The organism is Paraburkholderia aspalathi (genome assembly GCF_900116445.1).
Lineage (GTDB): Bacteria > Pseudomonadota > Gammaproteobacteria > Burkholderiales > Burkholderiaceae > Paraburkholderia > Paraburkholderia aspalathi.
The window spans coordinates 72,342-97,363 of record NZ_FPBH01000009.1 but is presented as its reverse complement, the minus strand read 5'-3'; the positions used below and the strand labels follow the sequence as shown (position 1 = coordinate 97,363).

The 25,022-nt window shown below is 62.1% G+C and carries 19 protein-coding genes; 5 read left to right on the top strand and 14 right to left on the bottom strand.

Translation table 11 applies throughout. The features are described 5' to 3' along the window. Window positions 1-16: 16 nt before the first annotated feature. The 12 genes from BM438_RS16125 to BM438_RS16070 all read right to left on the bottom strand — a co-directional run bounded on the left by BM438_RS16125 (window position 17) and on the right by BM438_RS16070 (window position 12,215). On the bottom strand, window positions 17-1,399 hold the full coding sequence (locus BM438_RS16125; protein ID WP_093635230.1) for an MFS transporter: 1,383 nt from the start codon (window positions 1,397-1,399) through the stop codon (window positions 17-19). A 71-nt stretch (window positions 1,400-1,470) separates the two neighbouring features. Then, complete coding sequence (locus tag BM438_RS16120; protein ID WP_093635229.1) at window positions 1,471-2,829, bottom strand: MFS transporter; 1,359 nt, start codon at window positions 2,827-2,829, stop codon at window positions 1,471-1,473. 51 nt (window positions 2,830-2,880) lie between these two features. Next, window positions 2,881-4,047, bottom strand: a complete 1,167-nt coding sequence (locus BM438_RS16115; protein WP_093635369.1) for a porin — start codon at window positions 4,045-4,047, stop codon at window positions 2,881-2,883. Window positions 4,048-4,170: 123 nt separating this feature from the next. After that, window positions 4,171-5,073, bottom strand: a complete 903-nt coding sequence (locus tag BM438_RS16110; RefSeq protein WP_167378401.1) for an aldose 1-epimerase — start codon at window positions 5,071-5,073, stop codon at window positions 4,171-4,173. 74 nt (window positions 5,074-5,147) lie between these two features. Continuing rightward, entirely contained in the window at window positions 5,148-6,287 is a 1,140-nt protein-coding gene (locus tag BM438_RS16105) for a mandelate racemase/muconate lactonizing enzyme family protein (RefSeq protein ID WP_093635227.1), read from the bottom strand. Window positions 6,288-6,305: 18 nt separating this feature from the next. Further along, window positions 6,306-7,598: an MFS transporter gene (locus BM438_RS16100; RefSeq protein ID WP_093635226.1), complete on the bottom strand. Its 1,293-nt coding sequence runs from the start codon at window positions 7,596-7,598 to the stop codon at window positions 6,306-6,308. 55 nt (window positions 7,599-7,653) lie between these two features. After that, on the bottom strand, window positions 7,654-8,352 hold the full coding sequence (locus BM438_RS16095) for an SDR family oxidoreductase (RefSeq protein ID WP_093635225.1): 699 nt from the start codon (window positions 8,350-8,352) through the stop codon (window positions 7,654-7,656). A gap of 10 nt (window positions 8,353-8,362) precedes the next feature. Beyond that, window positions 8,363-9,136 (bottom strand): SDR family NAD(P)-dependent oxidoreductase, encoded by a 774-nt coding sequence (locus tag BM438_RS16090; protein WP_093635224.1) that lies wholly within the window; start codon window positions 9,134-9,136, stop codon window positions 8,363-8,365. 71 nt (window positions 9,137-9,207) lie between these two features. Then, window positions 9,208-9,504, bottom strand: a complete 297-nt coding sequence (locus BM438_RS16085; RefSeq protein ID WP_093635223.1) for a Dabb family protein — start codon at window positions 9,502-9,504, stop codon at window positions 9,208-9,210. Then, window positions 9,501-10,955, bottom strand: coding sequence for an aldehyde dehydrogenase (NADP(+)) (locus tag BM438_RS16080; protein ID WP_093635222.1), 1,455 nt, complete (start codon window positions 10,953-10,955; stop codon window positions 9,501-9,503). The genes BM438_RS16085 and BM438_RS16080 overlap by 4 nt, the downstream gene beginning before the upstream one ends. Then, window positions 10,952-11,404 carry a nuclear transport factor 2 family protein gene (locus tag BM438_RS16075; RefSeq protein ID WP_093635221.1) on the bottom strand — a complete coding sequence of 151 codons (453 nt, stop codon included), beginning with the start codon at window positions 11,402-11,404 and terminating at the stop codon, window positions 10,952-10,954. Before BM438_RS16075 ends, BM438_RS16080 begins: the two co-directional genes overlap by 4 nt. Window positions 11,405-11,408: 4 nt before the next feature. Then, the gene (locus tag BM438_RS16070) at window positions 11,409-12,215 is read right to left on the bottom strand and encodes an RraA family protein (RefSeq protein ID WP_093635220.1); all 807 of its coding nucleotides are present in this window, start codon (window positions 12,213-12,215) and stop codon (window positions 11,409-11,411) included. A 164-nt stretch (window positions 12,216-12,379) separates the two neighbouring features. Here BM438_RS16070 and BM438_RS16065 point away from each other — a divergent pair, with 164 nt between their 5' ends. Next, window positions 12,380-13,990, top strand: a complete 1,611-nt coding sequence (locus BM438_RS16065) for an IclR family transcriptional regulator domain-containing protein (RefSeq protein ID WP_093635219.1) — start codon at window positions 12,380-12,382, stop codon at window positions 13,988-13,990. A 35-nt stretch (window positions 13,991-14,025) separates the two neighbouring features. Here the strand turns inward: BM438_RS16065 and BM438_RS16060 are convergent, their stop codons facing one another. Together BM438_RS16060 and BM438_RS16055 are read right to left on the bottom strand one after the other, a co-directional pair. After that, window positions 14,026-15,537 (bottom strand): aldehyde dehydrogenase family protein, encoded by a 1,512-nt coding sequence (locus tag BM438_RS16060; protein WP_093635218.1) that lies wholly within the window; start codon window positions 15,535-15,537, stop codon window positions 14,026-14,028. 58 nt (window positions 15,538-15,595) lie between these two features. Continuing rightward, complete coding sequence (locus BM438_RS16055) at window positions 15,596-17,197, bottom strand: GMC family oxidoreductase (RefSeq protein ID WP_093635217.1); 1,602 nt, start codon at window positions 17,195-17,197, stop codon at window positions 15,596-15,598. Window positions 17,198-18,004: 807 nt separating this feature from the next. Between BM438_RS16055 and BM438_RS16050 the strand changes: the two genes are divergently transcribed. The 4 genes from BM438_RS16050 (at window position 18,005) to BM438_RS16035 (ending at window position 24,997) form a co-directional block, all read left to right on the top strand. Continuing rightward, a complete protein-coding gene (locus BM438_RS16050; protein ID WP_167378400.1) occupies window positions 18,005-19,705 on the top strand; it encodes a DUF1302 domain-containing protein in 1,701 nt (566 codons plus the stop codon). Window positions 19,706-19,811: 106 nt separating this feature from the next. Further along, window positions 19,812-21,176 carry a DUF1329 domain-containing protein gene (locus BM438_RS16045; RefSeq protein ID WP_093635215.1) on the top strand — a complete coding sequence of 455 codons (1,365 nt, stop codon included), beginning with the start codon at window positions 19,812-19,814 and terminating at the stop codon, window positions 21,174-21,176. A 121-nt stretch (window positions 21,177-21,297) separates the two neighbouring features. Continuing rightward, the gene (locus tag BM438_RS16040) at window positions 21,298-22,404 is read left to right on the top strand and encodes a YCF48-related protein (RefSeq protein ID WP_093635214.1); all 1,107 of its coding nucleotides are present in this window, start codon (window positions 21,298-21,300) and stop codon (window positions 22,402-22,404) included. A gap of 88 nt (window positions 22,405-22,492) precedes the next feature. Next, on the top strand, window positions 22,493-24,997 hold the full coding sequence (locus tag BM438_RS16035; RefSeq protein WP_093635213.1) for an efflux RND transporter permease subunit: 2,505 nt from the start codon (window positions 22,493-22,495) through the stop codon (window positions 24,995-24,997). The last annotated feature ends 25 nt before the right edge of the window (window positions 24,998-25,022 follow it).

The window sequence follows — 25,022 nt, the reverse complement described above, 5'->3', positions numbered from 1 at the left end:
CGTGCAGGTCGGAGGATCAGGCTTTGAGCTGATAGCGCTGGATCTTTCCGACAATCAGCCCATAGCTCAATACGGCGACCAGACCGTGCGCGCCGACATAAATTAGCGCCGCGCTAAAGGATCCCGTGCTTTGCAGCAGGTAGCCGATGACCACCGGCGTGACGATGCCCGCGCTATTGCCGAGCGCGTTGAACACACCGCCGGTCGTACCGATGATTTCGCGCGGCGCCGTATCGGCGAGGATCGTCCAGCTCAGCGCGCCAAAGCCCTTGCCAAAAAATGCCAGGCTCATCAGGCCAACCACCAGCCATTGGGAATTCACGTAGTTGCACAGGATCATGCTCGCGCTCAACAGGAAGCCGACAATCACCGGCCCCTTGCGGGCAATGCTGAGCGAGCCGGTTTTCTTCAGCAGCCCGTCGGATACGAAGCCACTGGCGACACCGCCGATCAATCCGGCGAGCGCGGGAATCGATGCCACGAAACCGGCCTGAAGAATGTCGAAGCCGCGATCCTTCACGAGATAGATCGGAAACCAAGTCACGAAGAACCACGTGATGGCGCTGATGCAGTACTGGCCAATAAAGATGCCGACCAGCATCCTGCTTTTGAACAGCGAGCCGATATCGCGCAACTGGGAGCGCGCCGGTCCGGTTTTCTCCTGCTTCTGCGAAGCTTCGAGATCGACCAAACCCTCGCCCGCGCGAATGTATTCGAGCTCGCTTGCACTCATCGACGGGTGCCTGACCGGCAGGTAGTAGTTCTTCCACCAGATCGACGCGATCACCAGACCCACGCAGCCCATCGCGATGAATACGTATTCCCAGCCGAATGCATGGCACAGCCAGCCCATGAACGGTGTGAAGAGTGCAAGAGAGACATACTGGGCGCTGTTGAAGATTGCGCCGGCCACACCGCGCTCAGAAGCGGGGAACCATGCCGCAATGATCCGGCCGGACGCAGGGCCGACCGGCGACTCGGCGACGCCTAGCAGAAACCGCAACGCGAGCAGCAGCGGCACGACGAGGCCGATAAAATGCACCAGGCCCATGCAAACGGTGAACGCGGACCACACCACAATCGCGCTGAACATCGCTTTCTTCGAACCGATGCGATCCGTCAGCCAGCCGGCTGGAATCAGGAAGATCACGTAGGCCCAGCTAAAAGCGGAGAAGATATAGCCGAGCTCGACCGATGTGATGTGAAGCTCTTTCGCCATCGCGGAGCCCGCGACGGACATCGCCGCCCGATCACCCGAACTGAGCGCAAGGACGATGGTGATGAGCGCCAGCGTCACGAACCGGTAGCGTGTGCGCGTCGTAGCGGCTGCGGCGGTCCGCGCATTGGTGGCGGGTGGCATCGCTAGCTCCGCGTTGGCGGATGACGGGTGATCGTTCATTGTTTGTCTCCTGTCCAGTTCCATGCGCTGGAACTGAATCCGTTATTCGGCATATCGTCGTTAGTCGAATGCTAGTCCGACGCTGCAGATGACGAAACCGGGCTGTCCTCACTTTCAGCTCGCGAGTTCCAATCGATGGGAATATGGACACAGGGGCCAGCGCCGGTTGCCGGTTCCCGGATCAAGAACGCCACCGCCACAGCCCCAAGCAACGCCAACGCGCCAGCGATCGTAAACGCCATCGAATAGCTTCGCGTGCTCTGTATCACGAAGCCGGTCAATGTCGGCGCCACGATCCCCGATATATTGCCAAGCCCATGCATCAGCCCGCTTGCGCCGCCCACCGCGTCGCGCGGCGCGATGGCCTGAATCAGCGCCCAATACGCCGTCGACGTCAGCATGACAAAACCAACGCCGATCGACATGACCGACACGGCGCCCCGCGCCGACTCGATTTGTCCTGTCAGGGCAACACAGGCGCCACCCAATGCAAGACAGACGACCAGCACGACCTTGCGCGACAGCAGGACTTTTCCGGTCAAACGATAAAGAGCGTCGATAGCAAGGCCGCCCAGCACGTAGCCAAGCGCACCAGCCAACCACGGAAACGACGACACCACGCTCATCTCGGCCAGCGACAGATGCTTCTGTTCGACGAGATAAGTCGGAAACCAGGTCAGGAAGAAAAACTGGTTGTAGCTGCAACAAAATAGCGAGAACGCCATCACGTACACAGCGGGATTGCGAAAGATCGTGCGCGCCGTGCCGGATGACGCTTCAATGGCTGCCTGCGCGCGGCCGGTTACGCCCATTGCTGAGTCCTGGGCAATGAGCGCTGCTTCATCGCTCGATACGCGTGCGTTCTGCCGGGGATGGTCGGTCGCCAGACGCGCCCATGCCAGCACCCACAACACCCCCAGGCATCCGACCACGACAAACGCCAGTCGCCATCCAAACTGGATCGCCATGAAGCCCACCACAGGGCCGGCGAGCGCACCACCTAGCGGGCCACCCGCCTGGTTCAGCCCCACGGCGCGAGCACGCTCCCCGGTAGGAAACCAGTTTGCCACCGTGCGATTTGCCGTCGCCGAGATGGGACCCTCGCCCATCCCAAATGCCGTGCGAAACACCAGCAATGAGACAAAGCCCGATGCCGCCGCCGTCAGCGCACAGCATCCAGACCAGCAGAGCATCGCCCACGTGAAAACGCGCTTCGGGCCGATACGATCGGACAGGTAGCCTCCAATCACGTTGAACAGCGCATAGCCCACAAAGAAGCTGCTGAATACAATGCCCTTCTCCGACGGCGAAAGGCTGAACGTCTTCGAAATGAATGGCATCGCGATGGACAATGCCGCACGATCCATATAGTTGATCAGCATTGCCAGAAACAGCAGGGTAAGGACAACCCCGCGGAAACGCGTGGACATTGAATCCTCCGTATCGTTTTGAATCACTGAGACCGCGTGGCCCCCTGATCGTCAGAATTTGTGCCGCAAGCCGACGGTCGCGGCGATCTGCGTGCCAGTCGATGAAGCCGTCAAGCCGTAAATCGCGGCTCGTGCGCCCTTACCCGTCGAATCCTTTCCAGACGCGTGCTGGCCGAACACGACGGCATAGATATCGGTCCGCTTGGACAGGTAGTAGTCCACCCCGAGGTTCAACTGGTTGTATGTCACGCCACCCGCCGCGCCGCCGCTGACCTGAGCGCCACGCGTGTACGCATAAGACGTTCCAATCAGAAAATCGGGGGCCACCCAGACCCGAAAATTCAGTTCGACAGTATTGAACACGGCATTACCGCTGTATCCGCCGGGATTGAGACTCGCGCTCGCCCCAAGGTTGCGGAACTGAACGTTGGAATAGACCACGCCTGCTGTTGCCGTCTCGATCGTATAGGCGGCCGCGGCGGCGATGGTTTGCAGCGTTTGCGCAGACGCATAACCCGAGTACACCGGAATGGACGACATGTTCGACGCCGTCGTGCTCGATGCAGGGTTGTTGCCGTAATAGGAGAAATTCGGGTTGCGGGCGTTGAGGTAGGCCACGCCTAGCGCCAGGGGTCCCTGTTTGTAACCTGCTCCGAGCGAATACACGCGGTTCTGCTGGAAATTTCCCGCTACGCCGCCGACGCTGAAAACACCACCGAATCTGAAACCCTTGTAGTCGGGGCTCGCATACTTGAGCGCGTTATTGACGCGATAATTGTTGCCGGTGTTATCGAGGTCGGCCGGGTGATTCGCGTAGCCGCCCGCGGTATCGCCACCGGCTTTCAGAACGCCCACGTAGTCGACCACCGAATCGTATTGGCGCCCAAGCGTCATCGTTCCGAACGGTCCCGACAGTCCCACGAAAGCCTGACGGCCGAACTCAGCACCGCCCTGCCCCAGTGCGCCGGTGGCAGCGGAAAAGCCATTCTCCAGCTTGAAAATTGCCTTGTAGCCACCACCCAGGTCCTCCGCGCCCGTCAATCCCCAACGGTTTCCGTTCAACGCGCCCACGGCCATCGCATATTGCTTCGCGCCCCCAGCGTTGTTCGCGTAGACAACACCCACATCGATTAGCCCGTACAACGTGACACTGCTCTGCGCGTTCGCCACGCTCGCCAACGGAATCACGCAGGCGGCCGCAAGCCAGGACTTTTTCATCATCATCTCCATTTATAATTACTCAGTTTTTGTGTTTTTATATTTCGTTATCCGTAATAATGTGAATTTGCATTCACTAAATTATCTGGATGCGTACCTACATGGCCTCTCTACAGCTAATGCTTATCTGCTCGCGCGGTCCGTTGGTTTCCAGTGCAGACGGATCATGGCTTGCATCGACTCGCCCGGGTCAAGCATCCGGTGGCCAGTTCCCTTCACGCCATCATGCGCGAGATTGAATGCGTTCGCGACATGGCTGACGGGTTCGATGCAAACGAAATCCGCTCCAGCCGGCGCGAACACGACGAGATGACTCAACGGCTCCGACACATGCATTTCGAGCGAGCCACCTGCGACTGACAGCACGGCCTGTCCTGTCCATTCGGAAAAATAGCCTGCATAGTCACCCGTGCTCCAGTCGTCGCCTCTCACGACCACCGGGCGGTCCAGCTGTGTTCGCGCGCCATCAGGAAGATAGTCCGCCCCGATGGTCCACTTCTGTCCGGCTTCGAAGCTCACCACACTGCCACCCTTCACACAGAAGTACGGATGCCAGCCGAGCCCCGCCGGCATCGGTGTATCCGCGCGGTTTTCCACGGCAAGCCGCAGTGTCAGTTCGGAACCCGCCAGTTCGAACGTCTGTTCCGCGTGGATCGCCCACGGCCACTCCGCGCCCGCATAGTCAACGCAGAGCTTTGCATGACGCTGCGTCTGCGCCACGCATTGCCACGGCAAGATCTGACAAACACCGTGCAACGTGTGCGGCGCGCTGAGCGGGTGTGGCGGTAACGCAACCACCTGATCCAGAACGGCAAGCCTTGCATGGGCAATACGGTTCGAATACGGAATCAGCGGATACGCACCCCGCCTGGGCCAGCCGAACGGCTCCGCAGTCCATTGCTCGATTGGCGCGACCAGGTCGTAACCGTCTACTTTGGAGCGAAGCCGCGCGAGCCGGCCACCCCAGCCCGGAACCAGTTCCGCTTCGAGTGTTTCGCTTGCAAGACGCACACGCGATTCGCTCAAGGCATCCGCGTGCGCCATCGGCAAAGCGAGGGAGCGCGCAGTGTGTCGAGGCGATTCATCAGTCGTGTCGCGCATCACACGTCGGTACGCGTCGTGACCTGCTCGCGGGCGAGGCGCTCTGGCGTCTGCCGGTATTGCGCCAGAACGCCCATGTCGAACCTGACGCCGTGCCCCGGCGTATCGTCGGGCTGGATCGTGCCGTCGGTCACCTTCAGCGGACGCTCGATAATGCCCATCTCCGATAAGCCCGCTCCACGCAATCCCTCGAAGCACAGGATGTTCGGCACCGCGCAGCCGAGGTGCGCAACGAGTTCCATGCCGAAGTGCGGCGCCACCGGAATGTTATGGCTCTCCGCCATTTTGACGATCTTCATGAACTCGGTGATACCGCCTACGCGATAGACATCCGGCTGCACGATGTCACATGCGCCGCGTGTAATCTGATGCGCGAACTGATACTTCGTGTAGAGGCTCTCACCGACGGCCACCGGCGTCACAAGTTTGCTCCGAATCAAAGCATGGCCGTCCACGTCGTCGCTCAACGTCGGCTCCTCGAGCCAGAACAGATTCGCCGGTTTGAGCATGTCCACGCGGCGGATCACCTCTGACGGGTGCCACTTCTGATTCGCGTCCACCATCAGGCGTGCTGCATTACCGACCAGCGCACGCACCGCCATGACGCGTTCGAGATCTTCGTGAGGGTCATCCTTGCCGATCTTCATCTTGAACGCACGGTAGCCTTGCGACTGGAACGATTCCATCTGTGCGAGCAATGCGTCCCGATCGAGATGCAGGTTCACGCCACTGCCATAGCCCGGCAGGCTGTCGCGATAGCCACCGAGCAGACGGTGCAGCGGCTGCCGCAATGCCTGGCCAAGCAAGTCCCAGATGGCAATGTCGATGGCAGCGATTGCGTGCGTGGTGACGCCGGCGGAACCGACGTCGTGTGTCTCGAGCCACATCCTGCTCCACAGCCGCTCGACCTGAAATACATCCTGACCCAGCACTTTCGGCGCGAGGTAATAGTCGATCATGCTCTTGAACGCTGCCGCACCGTTGCCGACACTGAAAGTCCAGCCGGTGCCGGTCAGACCGCTATCGCTCTTCAGCGAAACGATCACGAATTCAAGCGACGTGAACGCGTAATTCGACGAGCCCCATGCTTCGGTCAGTGGGACACGATAAATTTCCGATTGGAAAGAAGCGATTTTCATGATGAGTCAACCTGGAGTTCAAACTGTCGCCGGGTATTCCGTAACCAGCAGCGAAGGGCGGGGTTTCTTGAGGAACAGCGCGACGATCAGCGCACCGGCGATACCGAGCGTGCCGGCCAGCACGAAACCTGTCGCATAGCTGCCCGAGCGCTGGATCAGCAGACCGGTCAGCGCGGGGCCCACGATGCCGGACACGTTCGCGAGACCATGCATGAAGCCGCCTGCGGTGCCAACCTGATTGCGCGGCACGCTGTCCTGAATGATCGACCAGTATGCCGGCGCGGTCAGCATCAGAAAGCCGATGGCCACGGTCATCACACCGATGGCGACTCTCACGTCGTCAACCAGCCCGGTCAGCCCGATACACAACGAGGCGACCAGCAGACACGTCACCAATACGCATTTGCGCGAGAGCAACAGCTTGCCGGTTCTCCTGTAGATCGCATCGATCAACGCGCCGCCGCTCATGTAGCCCAGCGCGCCGATCAGCCACGGCAGCGCCGAGACGAAGCTCATGTTCTTCAGGCTGATTCCCTTGGCGTCGATCAGGTAGCTCGGAAACCAGCTCATGAAGAAGAACAGGATGTAGTTGTAGCAAAAGAGCGAGATGCCGGTCACCAGCACGGCGCGCTGGAAGATGACATGCGTGAGCCTCGGCCGTGCGGACGATACTTCGACGGCATCCTCATCAGCGTGCTGGCCGATCAGTTCGAGTTCGGCCGGCGTGACCCTCGGATGCTGGGCAGGATATTCCGTTGCCAGCTTGCGCCAGCAGAACGCCCACATCATCCCGAGCGCGGCGATCACGACAAACGCCACGCGCCAGCCGAGCCACAGCGCCAGCAAGCCCACCACCGGTCCGGCAAGCGCGCCGCCGAGTGGACCGCCCGCCTGATTGATACCGATCGCGCGCGCCCGCTCCTTGATCGGAAACCAGTTGTTGACGACTTTGTTCGCCGTGGTGGAAATCGGCCCCTCGCCCGCACCGAACAGCACGCGCACCACCAGCAACGCGCTGAAGCTGAACACGCCCGCCGTCAGTCCGCACAACACCGACCAGATCGTCATGGCCCAGGTAAAGACACGCTTGCCGCCGAACCGGTCGGCGAGATATCCGCCGACAAAATTGAAGATCGCGTAGCCAATCGAGAAACTGCTGAAGATCAAACCCTTTTCGGCCACGCTCAAATGAAAATCTTTCGTGATAAATGGCATCGCGATGGCGAGCGCGGCCCGGTCGATGTAGTTGATGACCATAGCGAGAAACAGCATGGTCAGTATCGTGCCGCGGTAGCGGTTGGCTAAAAACATCGTGTCTCCTTCGTCTTTTTTATATGTCGCACGTCGTCATCGAGCGAAGCGTGCGTCAGTCGGCCGGAATCTGCCGGATCAGACGGCTGACGGCAAAGCCACCGTCGATGGTCAAGGTTGCGCCGTTAATGGCGCGCGCGTTCGCACCGCTCACCAGCGTGCAGGCGCTCGCGACGTCAGCGTCGCTCGCGTAATGCAGCGGAGGATAATGGTCTTCCCCATGAACCTCCTGCAACGCTTCGAAGAACGCTTTCTCGGCGCCGCGCTCAGCCCAGCCGCGCACAATGAAATTAAAGCGAATACCCACGTGATCCAACTCGAGCAACGCTGTACGGGCGAGGTTCATCAACATCGCCTGGCTCATCGCGCTGAACGAAAAGCGCTGTGTCGGCACGATTGCGCTGACATGCGATACGAAGGCCAAACTGCCTGGCACCCTTCGCTCGACCATCGAGCGCGCTGCCGCCTGCAACCACCATGCGCCCGCGGCAAAGTCGCTCTCCAGACGGCCGTCCAGCAGATGGGCGTCTGCATCATCGAGAAAGTCGATCTCTACCGGATCGGGCGACACATACACGAGCGCGTCGATGCCGCCGTGGCGTTGCTCGAGCGCGGCTAATTCGGCGAAAATCTCGTCGCGCGTGGTCGACTGACTACGCAAGACCCGTGCTGCCCCGTTCGCAAAATCGGCTTCAAGTGCCGCATCGAGTGTGGGATTGCGATCGCCGCAGGCGATCAGAACATTGCGTTTCATTTGCCGAACCTCATTGCAGACAGCGGATGAAGGCTCCGCCGTCGACCTTCAACGTCGCGCCCGTGACGACATCCGCTTCTTCACGGCAGAAGTAAGCCACCGCCTCGCCGAGATCTTCCGGCGTCGCGCATCGTCCAGCGGGAATGGTCTGAAGAAATTTTTCCCGTGCGTCGCTGGTGTTCAGCTCAGGCTTGGAGCCGTTAATGTCGGTGTCCACGAAACCAGGCCATACCTGATTGACCGTGATCCGGTGACGCGCAAGCGCCAGCGCGAGGCATTGCGTCAGATGGTCGATACCCGCCTTGCTGGCCGAATACACCGACATCGACGGCGTCGGCCGCTTCGACTGAAGCGAGCAGATATTGACGATGCGTCCGCCACGTCCGTTTGCGATCATCAGGCGCGCCGCCTCACGCGAGCACTCCATGGTTCCACGCACGTTGACGTCGATGATCTGGCTCATGCCCGCCGGTGTGATGTCGACCGCCTTCTCCCATACACACCGTCCCGCGTTATTCACGAGAATGTCGAGACGGCCGAACCTGCTCTCTACTTCACAGAACATCGACCTGATCTGCTCTTTCGACGTCAGGTCCGCGCGCACCGCAAACGCGCGCCTCCCCAAGGCCCGCGCCTCTTCCACAACTTGCGCATGGCCGTCATCCTCGCTCAGGTAATTGACGACCACGTCGATTCCCGCTTCGCTCAAACGCTGAACCACGCCGCGCCCGATTCCCTTGAGATTGCCGGCGCCCGTCACGAGCGCCACCCTCGCGGTATGCATATGAAAATTCCCTTCAGACAATGGATTACGCAAAGCTTCGTAACAGGAATACCTGACCGGATCGTCACACCTCAGGCCTCGCTGTAGTCACACGCAGCCCATTCGAAATACCGCTTGAGATCGGCGATCAGCGCGACATGCGCCGGATGCGGCAGATACCGGTCGAGCGCGTCGCGATCGTCGAACGCCGATTCGAGCAGATAGTCCCAGCAGATCGCGCGCTCGAGTTCGTTGGCCGACACTTTCCATGCGCGTACGAATGGAATCTCCTTGTGCAGACCGCGCATGCGTTCCACCAGTTGCGCTTCGAATTCAGGTTGACGATCGACCGTCGCCAGGCGGCGGAACATCACAATGTGCTTCATCATGACGACGTCCCTCCGCGCTTTACCGCGATGAGCCAGTCCGGTGCATCCTGCAGCGCGACCGGCCGCAAAAAGCGTGCAAGCGCTCCATAGCCGACCGACGTGGTCTGCGGTTGCGTCGATGCGGGCCAAGGACCGCCGTGCTGCTGGGCGCGCGTAACTGCCACCCCGGTTGGCACACCGCCAAACAGCACACGACCCGCGATCTGCTCCGCAGCGCGAATGAGTGCGAGGTTGTCGACGGTATTCTGTTGGACACCCCACAATGTCACGGTAAGCGATCCTTCAACGGCGTGCAGCACCTGGAGCACCTCGGCAACCGAGCGAACCTTTACGACCAGCGCGGCGGGTCCGAACATTTCCTCGTGCAATTCCGAATTGGCGATAAACGTTGCGGCCTCGACTTCGAACAGACGCGGTGACGGACCGGCACCGCTGCCGTCGCCCGCTTTGCGCGGTTCGCGCGGCTCAATTAGTGAGCGCACGGCGGCGTGACTCGCCATTTTCCCGACTGCATGGTCAAAGCCGTGCCGGATGCTGTCGGTCAACATTCGATGCGGAGACTGTGTACTCAGCGCATCGGCCAACGCAGCCGTAAAACTTCTGCCATCGGCATCGTCGAAGACAAGGATCAAACCGGGGCTCGTGCAGAATTGTCCGCAGCCCAGCGCGATCGAGCCTGCCAGGGACTTCGCCGCTTCGGCCACGCCATTCGCCAGCGCGCCCGGCAGTACAACAAGCGGATTGATCGAGCCAAGTTCGCCGAAAAATGGAATCGGCCGCGGACGCTCATTCGCGACGCGCCACAATGCGACGCCGCCCTGATACGAACCGGTAAACGCAACCGCAGTAACGTGCGGATGACGCACCAGGTACGCGCCCGCTTCGCGCGATGCGCCTTCCACGAGCGTCAGCACACCCGCCGGCAGGCCCTGCTGCGCCACGACAGCCACGGCCAGATCGAACACCTTGCGCGACAACGCCGGATGCCCGCTATGCGCCTTGACGATCACCGGACAACCAGCGGCAAGTGCCGATGCCGTATCGCCGCCGAGCACCGAGAATGCGAACGGGAAATTGCTTGCTGAGAACATCGCGACCGGGCCAAGTGGCGCCTGAATCAACGTCAAACGTGGCCGGCCTGCGGGCGGTGCACCAGGCACCGCGGCATCGTCGATCTGCGCGTACGGGGCGCCCGCTTCCACTGCGGACGCGAAACCGCGCAACTGAAATGCAGTGCGAGCCAGTTCGCCGGTAAGGCGAGCTTCGCCGAGACCGCTTTCGTCGTTAGCCAGCGCGATCAGTGCGGTGGCGTTCTGTTCAAGCACATCGGCGAGACCGCGCAGCAAGCGGGCGCGTTCGTTTGCCGTCGACGCGGCCCAGTGCGGCGCCGCCTCGTGCGCTTGTGTGGCGGCGTGGTCGATGGCGGCAAACGCAGGATTCGTTTCGCTCATGACCCTGCCCTCAGGTGATAGCCACGCGCTTCGTAATCGAACGCAACCAGTTCGTTGATCTTCACTTCCTTGTCCGCCGGCGCCGCGTAGTAGGCGCGGATTTCGCGGATCAGGCTCGTGGCTTCGTCAAAGACGTACCATTCGTCGCCGCGCAGCGCGGTGCCGAGCTTGCCCTTCCAGTGAGTCCACTCGATCACCGCTTCGTGGCTGTCGTGGCTCACCAGAATCTTCTCGATGGTCCACTGCGAGCCGAGGTTCTCTACACACCATTGCCATTTACGCGCGATGGTGTCCGCCGTGCGCCACGGAATCTCCGGCAACCCAGCCGGAAAGTAGTGCACGGCATCGGGCGTGAAGCACGAGACGAGCTTGTCGTAATCGGCTTCGTTGCAGGCGTCGAAATAGCGGCGAATCAATGCGGCGTACTTTGCCTGGTCGATAGCGGCCATCGTTTCAGCCCCCCTTCTTGTCGAACACCGCGGGAATCTGCGGACGCCCCGCTGCGACCCACTTGTCGTAGTCCTCATAGGCTTGCGCACTCGGCGGGTACACACCCCACAGTGCTTCGCCCGCGGCGATACGCATCGCCAGATAACCCTCGAGGTCATCCTGTTGCGTGCAGAAATCAGCCAGCTCGGCCGCCAGATGCGGCGGCACGACGGTGATCCCATCCGAACCGCCAACAATGATGTCGCCCGGATAGATCGCGACACCCGCGCAACCGATCGGCACCTGCAGATCCGCCACGTGGTGATAGGCGATGCGCGTCGTCGCCGTCACTTCACGGGCGTATGCCGGTAGTGGCAACCTCGCGATCTCGGTGCCGTCGCGCAGCGCGCCGTCGGTGATGATCGCCTTCGCGCCACGCGCCAGCAACCGCGTGACCAGGATGTTGCCCGCCGACGCTGCACGCGGATCGTTCTGGCTATCGATCACCAGCACGTCGCCCGGCTTCACCTGTTCGACGCCCTGCCATTGCAGGTTGTCCATGTTCGGCTTGGTGGTCATCGTGCCGTAGGTGTCGATACCTTCGCGCGCCGGAATGAAGCGCATCGTGAAGGCACGGCCCGCGAATGGCTCGACGTCCCGGTTGAGCGGCCGCAAGCCGACCAGTGCGGGTTGCTTGTAGCCGTGCTTGAAGAGTTGCGTCGTCAGCGAGCCGCTGCTCACCCGGGCGAGTTTCGCGAGTACTTCGTCACTCACCTCCACGTCGCGCGCGACGTCGGTCTCGAGGGAATCTGAATAGTGGTGGATCTTCACTGGCGTTTCCTGTTCAGGGGGATTTCATGAATCTCCAGTTCCACACTCTGGAACTGAATCCGCTATTGGGTGCGTCATCGTGGGGAGAATGCTAGCCCACGACTCGAACGGATGAAACCGGGTGCTATCCTCGTTTTCTTTCGTGAGTTCCAGAGGATGGGAATATGAGCGTAGGAGAAGGAACAGCATCACTGGATAAGGCGCTGGGCGTGCTCGACCTGATCGGCGCGGCGCCCAATGGCATGAGCAACGCCGAATTACTCGATCAGGCCGGCTTGCCGAAGACCACGCTGTATCGCATCCTCGCGACCCTCGTCGAACGCGGGCTGGTCCGGCGCGATCAGGTGCGGCGCGTCTACCGGCTCGGTTTTCGCTACCTCGAACTGGTGCGCAACGCGTACCTGATGCCGGATCTGGTCGCCGCGGCCAGCGTGGAGTTGCGCACGCTGCGCGATCTGACGGGTGAAACCTCGTACCTCGCGATACTCGACGGCGGGGCCGTGCTGTCCCTCGAGCGATGCGACGGCGCGCATTCGCAACGCTCGGCCGCGGCGCTCGGACAAAGCAAACCGCTGCATTGCACGGGCCAGGGCAAGGCGATCCTGTCGCGGCTGCCGAAAGACGAGTGCGAGGCGCTCGTCAAAAGCATCGCACTGGATGCGCTGACGCCGCACACGATCACGGATCGCCGGCGTCTGCAGATAGAACTCGGCATTACGCGCTCGCGCGGCTACGCAATCGACGACGAAGAAATCGTGCCGGGCGTGCGCTGCGTCGCCGCGCCGATCGTCGATGCCGCAGGCCAGGTGCGCGGCGCACTGAGTGTCGCGGGCCCCGCTTACAGGCTGAGTCTCGCGAGGCTCGAACTGCTCGGCCCCGAACTTGCCGACGCCGCACGGCGCGTGGGTTCGCAACTGAGCGTGAGCAGGTATGAGTCCGGCATAGAAGAAGTCGAACCGGTCAGCGACGGCTGGGCGTTTCATGGCGCGTTTCCCGTGTGGTCGTGCACGGGTCGTTGCCTCTACTGGGCCGACACGCTGGCGCCGGCCGTGCATTGCTTCGACGGCAAGCAGGATCGGATCGTCGCGCGGCTCGACGCGCCGATCACCACCATGCTGTTATGCGGCGACACGCTGATCATCGTCCATGACGGACACTACGTGCGGCTCGACGCGGACGGCCATCTCACGCGGATAAGCGATGCGTCGGTGTGGACCGACCCTGCGATAAACGCGCTTTGTGTGGATCCTCAGGGTGGCTGCTGGGTCGCCTTGTGCCCCGACGGCGATACAGATTGCCGGCTCGGCCTCGTGGACGACGATGGACGCGTCAGGCAACATTGGCGCTTCAGCGAGCCGATCGAAGCAATGACCTGGGCTCGGGATGGCGTCACAGCCTATGCCGTCGCGCCTGATTCGGGGACGCTGTTCATGTTGCAGAAGGGATCGCCGACTGTGCGCCGGCTCGCTTCGATGCCGAAGGGTTCAGGGCGGCTGTCCGGCATTGCCCTTGATGAAGATGGCGGCCTCTGGGTCGCGCTAAAAGATGGCTGGACCCTCGTACGATTCGCGGCCGATGGCAGCGTGGACCGGCTTGTCAGTCTGCCGGTGGCGGCGCCGACCGGCCTCGCTTTTGTGTCTGAGGCCGACGGTCCAGCGTTGTATGTGACGAGCGACCGGCATCTGCAGTCGCTCGAATCGCTCACCAGTGCTCCGTGGTCCGGGAGACTGTTGAAAGTACGCCCCGGCGCCGCGCCGGCAAGGGGGCCGGATTGATCCGCTCTTTCTGAGCGTCAACGAGACACTGAGAATCAAACCCCAATCCGGAACAGCACCGACTTCTCCTGCGTATATTCGTCCAGCCAGTTTTCGCCGAACTCGCGTCCAAGCCCGGATCGCTTATAGCCGCCGAACGGCGCATCCATCAGCGAATACAGGCCGCCGTTGATCACGACGCCGCCGGTGCGCAAGCGCAGCGCCATCTCGTAAGCCTTCGCCGGGTCCCGTGAATGAATTCCGCCATACAGGCCATATCGGCTGTCATTGGCAATCTGCACCGCTTCTTCGTCGCTATCGAAACCGATCACGCTGGCCACAGGGCCGAAGATCTCCTCCTGCGCGATCGACATATCGTTCGTCACGCCGTCGAAAATCGTTACGTCGTAGAAGAACCCCCGGTCCAGATGGGCTGGCCGCCGCCCGCCTGCCACGAGCCGTGCGCCCTCGTCCTGCCCCTGCTGCACGAAACGCTCGACACGGCTGCGGGCCGCTTCGCGGATCAGCGGTCCGACCACGGTGCCGGGCGCCGCGGGGTCGCCGACGCTCAACTGTGCCGCAATCGCACGCATGGTTTCGACATACGCGGGACGGATCGCGTTGTGCACGATATGACGTGTCGCCAGCGCGCAGCCCTGCCCACAATGGGTCGACACCTGGAACACGCCTTCCATCGCGGCTTTCTGCACGTCGGCATCTTCACGCACGATCAACGCCGACTTTCCGCCAAGTTCGAGCAGCGTCTTTTTGATGGTCGGCGCGCCTTGCGCCAGAATCGCCGCTCCCACCTGCTCCGAGCCGGTGAACGTCACCATGTCGACACGTGCATCCGCGGTCATCATCTGTGCGACGTCGGCATTGCCGGTGACGATATTCAGCACACCGTCCGGCAATCCGGCTTCCTGCGCCGCCTCGCCGAACAGCAGCGCCGAAAACGGCGTATGCGGCGACGGTTTGAGCACGACCGTGTTGCCGGCCAGCAAAGCCGGAAACAGCTTGGCCAGGTTGGTGAGAAACGGCGCGTTGAACGGCGTGATCGCCGACACCACGCCGATCGCCTCGCGCACCACGACGCCGCTGCCGATCAATTGCGCGCCGGCGGGATCGAATGGATTGAAGGCGGTCGTGATCGGCAGATGGCGCGCCACCTGATTGAGGGAGCGCTCGATCGCGGTTTCGACAATCTTCATCGGCGAGGCGAACATCATGGTTTCGGCAAGTGAGCGCGTTGCCCCGGCTTCGACGATCTGCAACGCCTTGATGCGATCGGAACGCGCGAGCAACGCGGCATGCATGCGCCGCATAAAACCGGCACGCTTGGCCGGCGACATGCGCGGCCATGGCCCGCGATCGAATGCTTCACGCGCAGCGGCGAGCGCCGCTTCGGCTTCATGCAAACCGCCAGCCGGCGCTTCGCCAATCACTTCCTCGGTGGCCGGATTCAACACGGGCTGGCGCTCGCCGCTTTGTGGCGTCACCCACGCGCCGCCGATAAAAAGCCGCGTCTGTTCGGTGAACTGCTTCGGCAGCGCCGCAAAATCGTTCATTCGATGTCTCCGTCCATGTTGTTGTCAGATGGCGATAGCGGTGGCAACAAGGCCACGCTCATTGCTCGCCGAGTATCAGTTCAGCCGCGCGCATGCCGATCGCCATGGCGGGCGCGTTGGTATTGCCCGCGATCAGCGTGGGCATGATCGACGTATCGACCACCCGCAGGCGTTCGACGCCACGCACCCGCAGTTTCGTATCGACAGCTGCGGCATCGCTGTTGCCCATCTGGCAGGTGCCGGACACGTGAAAGGCGGTCGAGCCGAATTTGAAGTACGCCTCGACCAGTTCCTCATCAGACGTGAACGCGGGACCCGGCGCAGTCTCCTCGGCAAAATGGCCACCCAGTGCCGGCTGACGCAGCATGCGGCGGATCAGCCGGATCAGCTCCACGCTGTGGCGGCGGTCCTGTTCGGTGTCGAGATAATTGGCGTCGATGGCGAGCGGCGCGGCATGATCCGTCGACGTGATGCTCACGCTGCCGAGGCTCTGAGGATGCGTGAGATAGGCCACCCAGGTCATGCCGGGTTGCGTGTCGATCGCGATCTTGCCGTCTTTCACCGTCAGCGAATACAGGCCGACGCCGATCTCCGCATTCGGGCGCGCCAGTTCCGGGTTCGTTTTAACGAAGGCGCAGACCTCGTGCGCCGCATGCGTCATCGGGCCCGCGCCACGCAACTGGTAGCGGAACATGTTGGCGACAAGCGGCCAGCCGCGAAACTGCCGGTTCAGACTGCCGCCCGTGACGCGCGCGCTCAGCATGATCGGCCGATGCTCGTGCAGGTTGCGGCCTACCGCGGGCACGTCGGCAACCACGTCGATGCCGAGCTCGCGCAATCGCTTGCCGTCGCCGACACCGGAGAGTTGGAGCAATTTCGGCGAGTTCAGCGCGCCCGCGCTCACCAGCACTTCACGCCGTGCATTGACGCTCAGGACGGCGCCCTCGGCCGTGCGCAGCAACACACCGGTGGCGCGCTTGCCGCTGAAGTTGATCCGCTCGACCTCGACACCCGTGCGGATGTCGAGATTCGCACGGCCGCGCGCGGGATCGAGAAACGCCTTGGCCGCGCTCCAACGTCGCCCGCGCCAGATGGTTCGCGGCTGGTAGCCGATCGCCGCATCCGCAGCGGCATTGATGTCCCCGACTCGCGGCACGCCGCTCTGCCCTGCTGCTTCGATCACTGCCTCGCAAAGCGGATCGCCCGACGGATGCATCGACACTTTCAGCGGCCCCCCTGCGCCGCGCCACTGCGCCTCGCCGAGCTCGTGATCTTCCATGTCCTTGAAGCAACGGCCCATGTCAGCCCAGCCCCAGCCGGTGCAACCTGCTGTTTCCCAGTCGTCGTAGTCCTGCGGATGGCCACGCAAATACACCATGCCGTTGACCGAACTCGAGCCGCCGAGCGTACGCCCTTTTAACCAGTCTTCCGAGCCGCCGCCGCTGCGCTGGGTGGCGCGATAGCTCCATACGAGCGGACCACCCGGGCTCAGGATCTTGCCGATGCCGCGCGGCATGTGAATCAGCGCGCTGCGATCCGGCGGCCCGCTTTCGAGCAGCAGCACGGACACAGCCGAATCCGCCGACAAACGGTTGGCCAGCACACAGCCCGCCGACCCTGCTCCGACAATCACATAGTCGTAATGCTCACGAAAAGCCATTGATCGTTCCTGTGACAAGTTCAGGGTTTTGTCCGTCACCGGCGGCGCTGCCGTTTCGGCCTGCACGGCCAATTTCAGAATATTATGAACACATATCTACAATGTGTCTCTTATTTGGCAATGCCTCCAGGGTATCTCTCGAGACGGGCGCTTAAGCAGCTCGGCGAGACCGGGTAACTCCTGATAGCGGATAATTTGCACAGGTTCGATTCTGGTGAACAATTTAAGAAAATGCCGGCGGGCGGTCCGACCGGCCGGCGTTACCTCCCGACTGCCAAGCATGCAACCCCCACGCCTCATCACACGTCCTGCTGTCTATTTCCTGCGTCCACCCATTGATGCCCTGCGCCGGGTTGCGCTCCATGCGGCCTCTCCACACTCGCATCCGACGCTCACCGTTGCCCGAAAGTCCTTTCCACATAAGGATCCGCTCAAAAATACGACGCCATTGTCCTTGCCCGACGGCACACCTTTCCCCTGCGGAAATGGGCTGACTCCCGGTCTTCTGGCGTTACGCCACGCAGCGTCCTTGCCCCATTATCAGAATGGATATGAACAACTTCGTCAAATTTGTCTCGAATAGGGGAAAACGAGAGAGTCGGAGTCGAAATTCTATCTATAGAATTCAATTCCGAATCCAGGCGAATCTAACAAGTCCCGACGAGCAGACTGCACAGAGTTGAACACTGTGTGCAATTCCCTGGGCGGCAGCGTGGAAGCCACGAGGCCAGCAGCACCGTGCCGTCACCACCGTCAAACAAAAACCCGGCCCCGGCAGGGAGCTACGGAGACAAGGAGATGAAGGGAATGAGCAGCTGCGCCAGATTCGAAAAAAGCCGGATGAGCCTCGGTATCGCGATGGCTCTGGGATGCTGGGCCGCATCGGTCAACGCCGTGCAACTCAGTTCGAACCCCGATCTGAACATCAATTGGGACAACACGATCAGCTACAACCTGGGCATGCGTGCCCAGGGCATCAACGACTCGATCGGCAATAACCCGCTTTACAGTGAATCGGATTACAAGTTCAAGCACGCTGGCGACATTGTTACCAACCGCGTGTCCGATCTGAGCGAATTCGATGCGGTCTACCAGGACAAATTCGGTTTTCGGGTCAGCGCCTCGTTGTGGAAAGACTTCGCGTACGGCGGCGGTGTGAACAACAACCCCGGCGCCGCCTACCCCGGGGTGCCCTACTCGAGCCTCAACTCGTACACCGGCAACCACTACGGCAGTTACACCGAGCGCTACTACCAGCAGGGCGCGGATCTGCTGGATGCATTCGTGTTCTACAAGTTCGAGATCAATGGCCAGCCGAGCGCGATCAAGGTCGGCCGCCTCACCCAGTACTGGGGCAATGCGCTGATCTTCGGTAGCGAGGGCATTAACTACGGTCAAGGCGCGTCCGACAACATCAAGGGCGCAGCCTCGCCCGGGACGCAGGCAAAGGAACTGGCGATCCCGCGCGCCCAGGTGCTGTTCGAAACCCAACTCACGCCGACCGTCTCACTCGCCGCGCAGTATTTCGCCGAATATATGCCGACCCGTCTGCCGGAAGGCGGCACCTACCTGGGCACGGTCGGCTTCGGCTTCCAGGGGCCGAACCTGTTGGAGGGGGCAATTCCGCGCGGCGCCGACGTGATGCCGAACAACGGTTTTCATAACGACTACGGCGCCAAGGTCACATGGGCGCCGCAATGGCTCGGTGGCACGTTCGGCTTCTATTACCGCAATCTGACGGAAACTCAGCCGTGGGTGCTGCTGGGCGTGAACCCGGCAACCGGTGCGACCAACTATCACCTTGCCTATGGCTCGAACGTGAAGCTGTACGGCATGAGTCTCGACCGGCAGATCGGCGACTTCAGCACGGGCTTCGAAGTGTCGTACCGGCATAACACCGCGCTGAACAGTGGCACCGGTCCGTTGGCGAGCGACCTGAGCGGCCAGCAAGGCGCGCGCGGCGACGTCGTCAATGTGATCGGCAACGTGCTGGCGGGCCTGTCGCGCACGCCATTCTGGAACACCGGCAGCGCGCTGGCTGAAATCGCTTTCACGCAGAAGGTCAAGACCACCAGCAACGGCGCGCTCTACAACGGCGTGGGCAACTCGACCGAATGTCCGACAGGCAGCAAATGGGCCGGCTGCTCGACCAACAATTCGGTGGCGCTGGCGGTGCAGTTCGATCCGCAATGGCTGCAGGTGTTTCCGGGTGTCGACCTCGACGCGCCGATGTTCATCCAGTACGGCCTGTGGGGCAATACGCCGAGTCTGGGGGGCACCAACCAGGGTTCGATGATCTACACCTTCGGCCTGCACGCGCTGATCCAGAACAAATACAACGTCACGCTGCAATACAACGGCTATCACTCGCACGCGGGCGGCCAGACCAACTTCGGTCTCGCTAACGGTTTGCCGAGCGGGGGTCCGTCGTATTACGCAACGGGCAATGGTCCGGTTTTCTACAACGACAAGAATTGGGTTTCGCTGACGTTTTCTTCTTCATTCTGACGGGCGAAGGTCGCGCCCGCTTTCTGTCACGGACGCCCTCACGGGCGCCGGATAAAAAGCCGTCTCGCACCAGTTGGTTTTTCTGACACACATTCTGGAGACAAGCATGAAACTCGCAATGGTACTGGCAACGATGGCGACGGCAGTCGCCGCCAGTGGGCCTGTGCTCGCGGCGGTCAGCGCCGACGAAGCCAAAGAGCTGGGCGGCAAGCTCACCGAATTCGGCGCACAGAAAGCCGCCAACGCGGACGGTTCGATCCCTGCCTACACAGGCGGCGTGAAGGATCTGACCATCCCCGCCGACTTCAAGCCAGGCAGCGGCCGCTATCCCGATCCGTTTAAGGATGACAAGCCGATCGAATCGATCACCAAGGCCAATCAGGCCAGGTACGCCGACGCGCTGACGCCTGGCACCAAGGCACTGCTCGACCGCTTCCCGGGTTTTCGCGTCGACGTCTACAAGACGCGGCGCACAATGACCTATCCGGACTGGGTGCTGAAGAACACGGTGAGCTGCGCAACCACGGCGAAGCTGGTCGGCAAGATCAAGGGTGATGGCGTGGAAGGCGCATTCGGCTGCATTCCGTTCCCGATCCCGAAAGACGGCTATGAAGTGATGTGGAATCAGAATATGCGCTACCAGGGCGTGCGCACCGATTTCCGCTTCCGCACGATCTTCGTGGACGAAGCCGGCCACAAGACGCTGATGGGCGACCAGGAATCGAAGTTCATCTATCCGTTCTACGACCGCAATGCGACCAGGCTGAACGACCCGTACTTCCGCCTCACTTACACCAGCTTCTTCGGCCCCTCGTCGCAGGTCGGCCAGTTGTATCTGGCGAAATACAGCGTCAATAACGGCGACCAGGACGACACCACCTGGATCTACATGCCGGGTCAGCGGCGTGTGCGCGTGGCGCCCGAACTGAAGTACGACACGCCGATGGCGGGCATCGGCGGTACGCTGCTGTTCGACGAAATCGGCGGCTTCCAGGGCCGGATGGACCGCTTCGATTTAAAGCTGGCGGGCGAGAAAGAAATTATCGTGCCGTACAACAACTATCGCGCGTATCAGTCGCCGAATCTGGTGGGCGACAAGTTCGCCAATCCGGATGTCGTGCGTTGGGAGAAGCATCGGGTGTGGGTGGTCGAGGCGACCCTCAAGCCGGGTCAGCGTGATGTCTACAGCCATCGCACGTATTACATCGACGAAGACACGTGGCTGATCGTGGCGTACGACGCGTACGACCAGAGCAACGCGCTCTACCGTACCTCCTATACGCTGGACATCATTCCTTACGACAAGCCGCGCGTCGGCCAGCCCATCCAGGTGGTCTACGACCTGACCAAGGGCAACTACGCGGTCATCGCGGACCAGGGCGATCCGGTCACCCACATGATCCCGTACGACGAATTGCCGAACCAGGCGTACTACACGCCGCAAGCACTGCAAAGCGCGGGCGTGCGCTAAACGGCGCGGCGCGCACTCGCTGGAACCGGGCATCGATCCGGCGAGCGCGCTGCCTGCATGGTCGAAGAATGGTCAATTCGTTGCCAATGCGTTGGCAACCTGTGTGTGCGGAGACTTACCCATGACTTTCCGGTCAGTGCAATGTCTGACGGCCATCGTCGCGGCGCTCGCGAGTGCTGCGGCGCTCGCCGCGACGGCCAGCGCGGAGCCGCCGGCGCCTCACTCGGCACGCTTTGTCGATCCGCTCGACGCGCCCGCCGAAACCGCCGTCTCACCCGCCACCCGGCCGATGACCGCGGTGGCGAGCGCTGGTCAACGCCTCGTCGGCGTCGGCCAGCGGGGCGTGATCGTCGTGTCCGACGACCACGGGCATAGCTGGCGCCAGGTCCCCAGTCCGGTGCAGAGCGATCTGACGGCGGTGGCCTTCCCCACGCCGTCGCAAGGCTGGGCTGTCGGCCACGACGGCGTGATTCTGCATACCTCGAACGGCGGCACGAGCTGGAGCAAACAGCTCGACGGACGCATCTCCAACGAGCGCTTCGTCGCCTATTACCGGGACGCCGTGGCACGCGGCGACGCGAATGCCTCCACGTATCAGAAGCAGGAAGAAAACAATGCCAAAGCGGGCCCGTCGCTGCCTTATCTCGATGTCTGGTTCGACAACGCCACCGAAGGCTATGCGGTCGGCTCGTTCGGCTCGTTCGCCATGACGACCGATGGCGGCAAGACCTGGCAGCCCGGCCTCGAGCACATCGACAACCCGGACTTCCTGAATCTGAACGCGATTCGCGGAATTGGCGGCGAGGTGTATATCGCGGGCGAACGCGGCACCGTGTTCCGGCTCGATCGGGCGAGCGGCCAGTTCAAGCGCCTGCAATCGGGCTACAGCGGCAGCTTCTTCGGCATCGTCGGCAACGACCAGCGGCTCTTTGCCTTCGGCCTGCGCGGCACCGTTTATCAGAGCACCGACCAGGGCAACAGCTGGCAAAAAGCCGACACCGGTACCGATTCGACGCTGAACGGTGCCACCGTGCTTGGCGATGGCCGCATCGTGATCTGCGGCAGCCGCGCGATGCTGCTGGTCGCCGATCCGGTTAGTGGCGCCTTCCAGCGCGTCTCCGCCGATACGCCGATGCTGTTCGCCGGCATCGCCGCGGACGGCGCGGATCGCGTCGCGCTCGGTGGTTCGAGCGGTATGAGCGTTGAGGCGATCGGCGCGCGGCGCTGAGCCGGACAGGCGCAATCAGCGCAGTAAGTGCAGTAAATGCAGCGGGCGCGAGAGACGCCATTGAATTGCATCACTAGAGGTGTTCAGCATGGATAACCCACACGATCAGTCCGCAGCGAAGGATCAACCGCAACCGGCGCAGCCTTTCGACCGCCGTTCAGGCGGTCCGGTCGAGCGGCTGATTTTCAATCATCGCGCGCTCATCGTGATCGTCTGCGTGCTGTTGACGGCGCTGTTCGGCGCGCGCGCCACGCGTCTGGAAGTCAACGCGAACTTCCTGAACATGATTCCGCAGTCGCACCCGTTCGTGCGCAACTATCTCGACAACGCCGCGTCATTGCGTGCGCTCGGCAACTCGCTGCGGATTTCGGTGGAGAACACCAACGGTTCGATCTACGACGCCGACTATCTGCGCACGCTGCAGAAGATCAACGACAAAGTGTTCCTGATGCGCGGCGTGGACCGTGCCTACATGAAGTCGCTGTGGACGCCGTCGGTGCGCTGGACCGAAATCACCGAGGACGGCTTTCGCGGTGGCCCCGTGATGCCCGAAGCCTACGACGGCTCCACGAAAAGCCTCGACGAATTACGTCGCAATGTGGCCCGCGCCGGCATCGGCGGCTCGGTGGTCGCCAACAACGAGCGTTCGAGCGTGGTGTTCGTGCCGCTGCTCGACAAGGACCCGGCCACCGGCGCACCACTGAATTACCGCGCACTCTCGCACGATCTCGAAAAGCAGATCCGCTCGCTTGAAACCCCCAACGTCAAGATTCACATCGTCGGCTTCGCGAAGCTGGCGGGCGACCTGATCGACGGTCTCGACGGCGTGTTGATCTACTTCGGTATTTCCGCGCTGATCGCCGCGCTCGCGCTCTATGCGTACACACGCTGCCTGCGCAGCACGGGGCTGGTCGTGCTGTGTTCCGCCGCCGCGGTGACCTGGCAGCTCGGCATCGTGCAGTGGCTCGGTTTCTCGATCGACCCCTATTCGATCCTCGTGCCGTTCCTTGTCTTCGCGATCGGCGTCTCGCACGGCGCGCAGAAAATGAACGGCATTACCCGCGACGTCGCGCGCGGCGTGCATCGCTATGCGGCCGCCCGTCATACGTTCCGGCGCCTGTTCCTCGCCGGCCTGACCGCCCTCCTCGCCGACGTGGTCGGCTTCGCGGTGCTGATGATCATCGATGTGCCCGTGATTCGTAATCTCGCGCTCGCCGCCAGCATCGGCGTGGGGGTACTGATCTTCACGAACCTTGTGCTGCTGCCGGTGCTGCTGTCGTACACGGGCGTGAGCCGGTCCGCGGTGCGCCGCGCGCGCCTGAGCGCCGATCCGCAAGCGAAGCGCGGCTTCGTGGTGCGCAGCTATCAGGGCTTCGACCGCTTTTCCACCCGCCGCTGGGCAATTGGCGCGCTGGTCGGCGCGCTATTGCTGTTTATCGGCGGTTTTGCGATCAGCACCCATCTGCAGGTGGGCGACCTCGATTCCGGCGCGCCCGAACTGAAGACGAACTCGCGCTACAACCGCGATAACGCGTTCATCAACCAGCACTACAACCTGTCGAGCGATGTCTTCGCTGTGATCGTGAAGACACCGGCCGGTGGCGTGGAGAGCTTCCCGACGTTGACCGAGATGGACCGCCTCGAAGCAAAGCTGCGCGAGACCAAAGGCGTGCGCGGCACGGTGTCGGCAGCAAGCGTGGTGCGGCAGTACACGGCCGGCAACTTCGAAGGCTCGCCCAAGTGGCTGACCGTGAATCGCGATCCGTTCGTCTCCGGCGATGCGTTTTCCAACGTCGTGGTGGCCATGCCCGAGTTGACCAACGCTGACCGTACGGTCGCACCGCTGCTGGTCTTCCTGAGCGACCACAAGGCCGAGACGCTGACGCGCGTGGTGCACGTGGTGGACGATTTCGCCGCGGCGCACGACACGCCCGAACGGCATTTTCTGCTGGCCGCCGGTTCAGCCGGCATCGACGCGGCGACCAATATCGTTGTCGAGCAGGCCAATCGCGAGATGCTGCTGCTGGTCTACGCGTCGGTAGCGATCCTGTGCTTCATTACCTTCCGTACGTGGCGCGCGGTGGTTGTCGCGCTGATTCCGCTGATGCTCACCTCGGTGTTGTGCGAAGCGTTGATGGTGCTGCTCGGCATCGGCGTGAAGGTCGCCACGCTGCCGGTGATCGCACTCGGCGTCGGGATCGGCGTCGACTACGCGCTGTATCTCCTCTCGGTGCAACTCGCGCGGCAACGCGCCGGCGCCACGCTGCGCGAGGCCTACCGCGACGCATTGATGTTCACCGGCAAGGTGGTGATGCTGGTCGGCTTCACGCTCGCGGGCGGTGTCGTCACGTGGGTCTGGTCGCCGATCAAATTCCAGGCTGACATGGGCATCCTGCTCACCTTCATGTTCCTGTGGAACATGGTCGGCGCCCTCGTGCTGATTCCAGCGCTCTCCTATTTCCTGCTGCGGCCGAAAGCCGAGCGCCTGCGCGGCGGCTCCGGCACCGAACCCTCCGAAGCCACGCAACCCGCAATCGCCACCTCGGCCACCCGCCTGCGCGCCGCCGCGCCGGTGGCCCGTCAGGCGTCCTGACAAGCCGTTCATCCAACACTTTTTG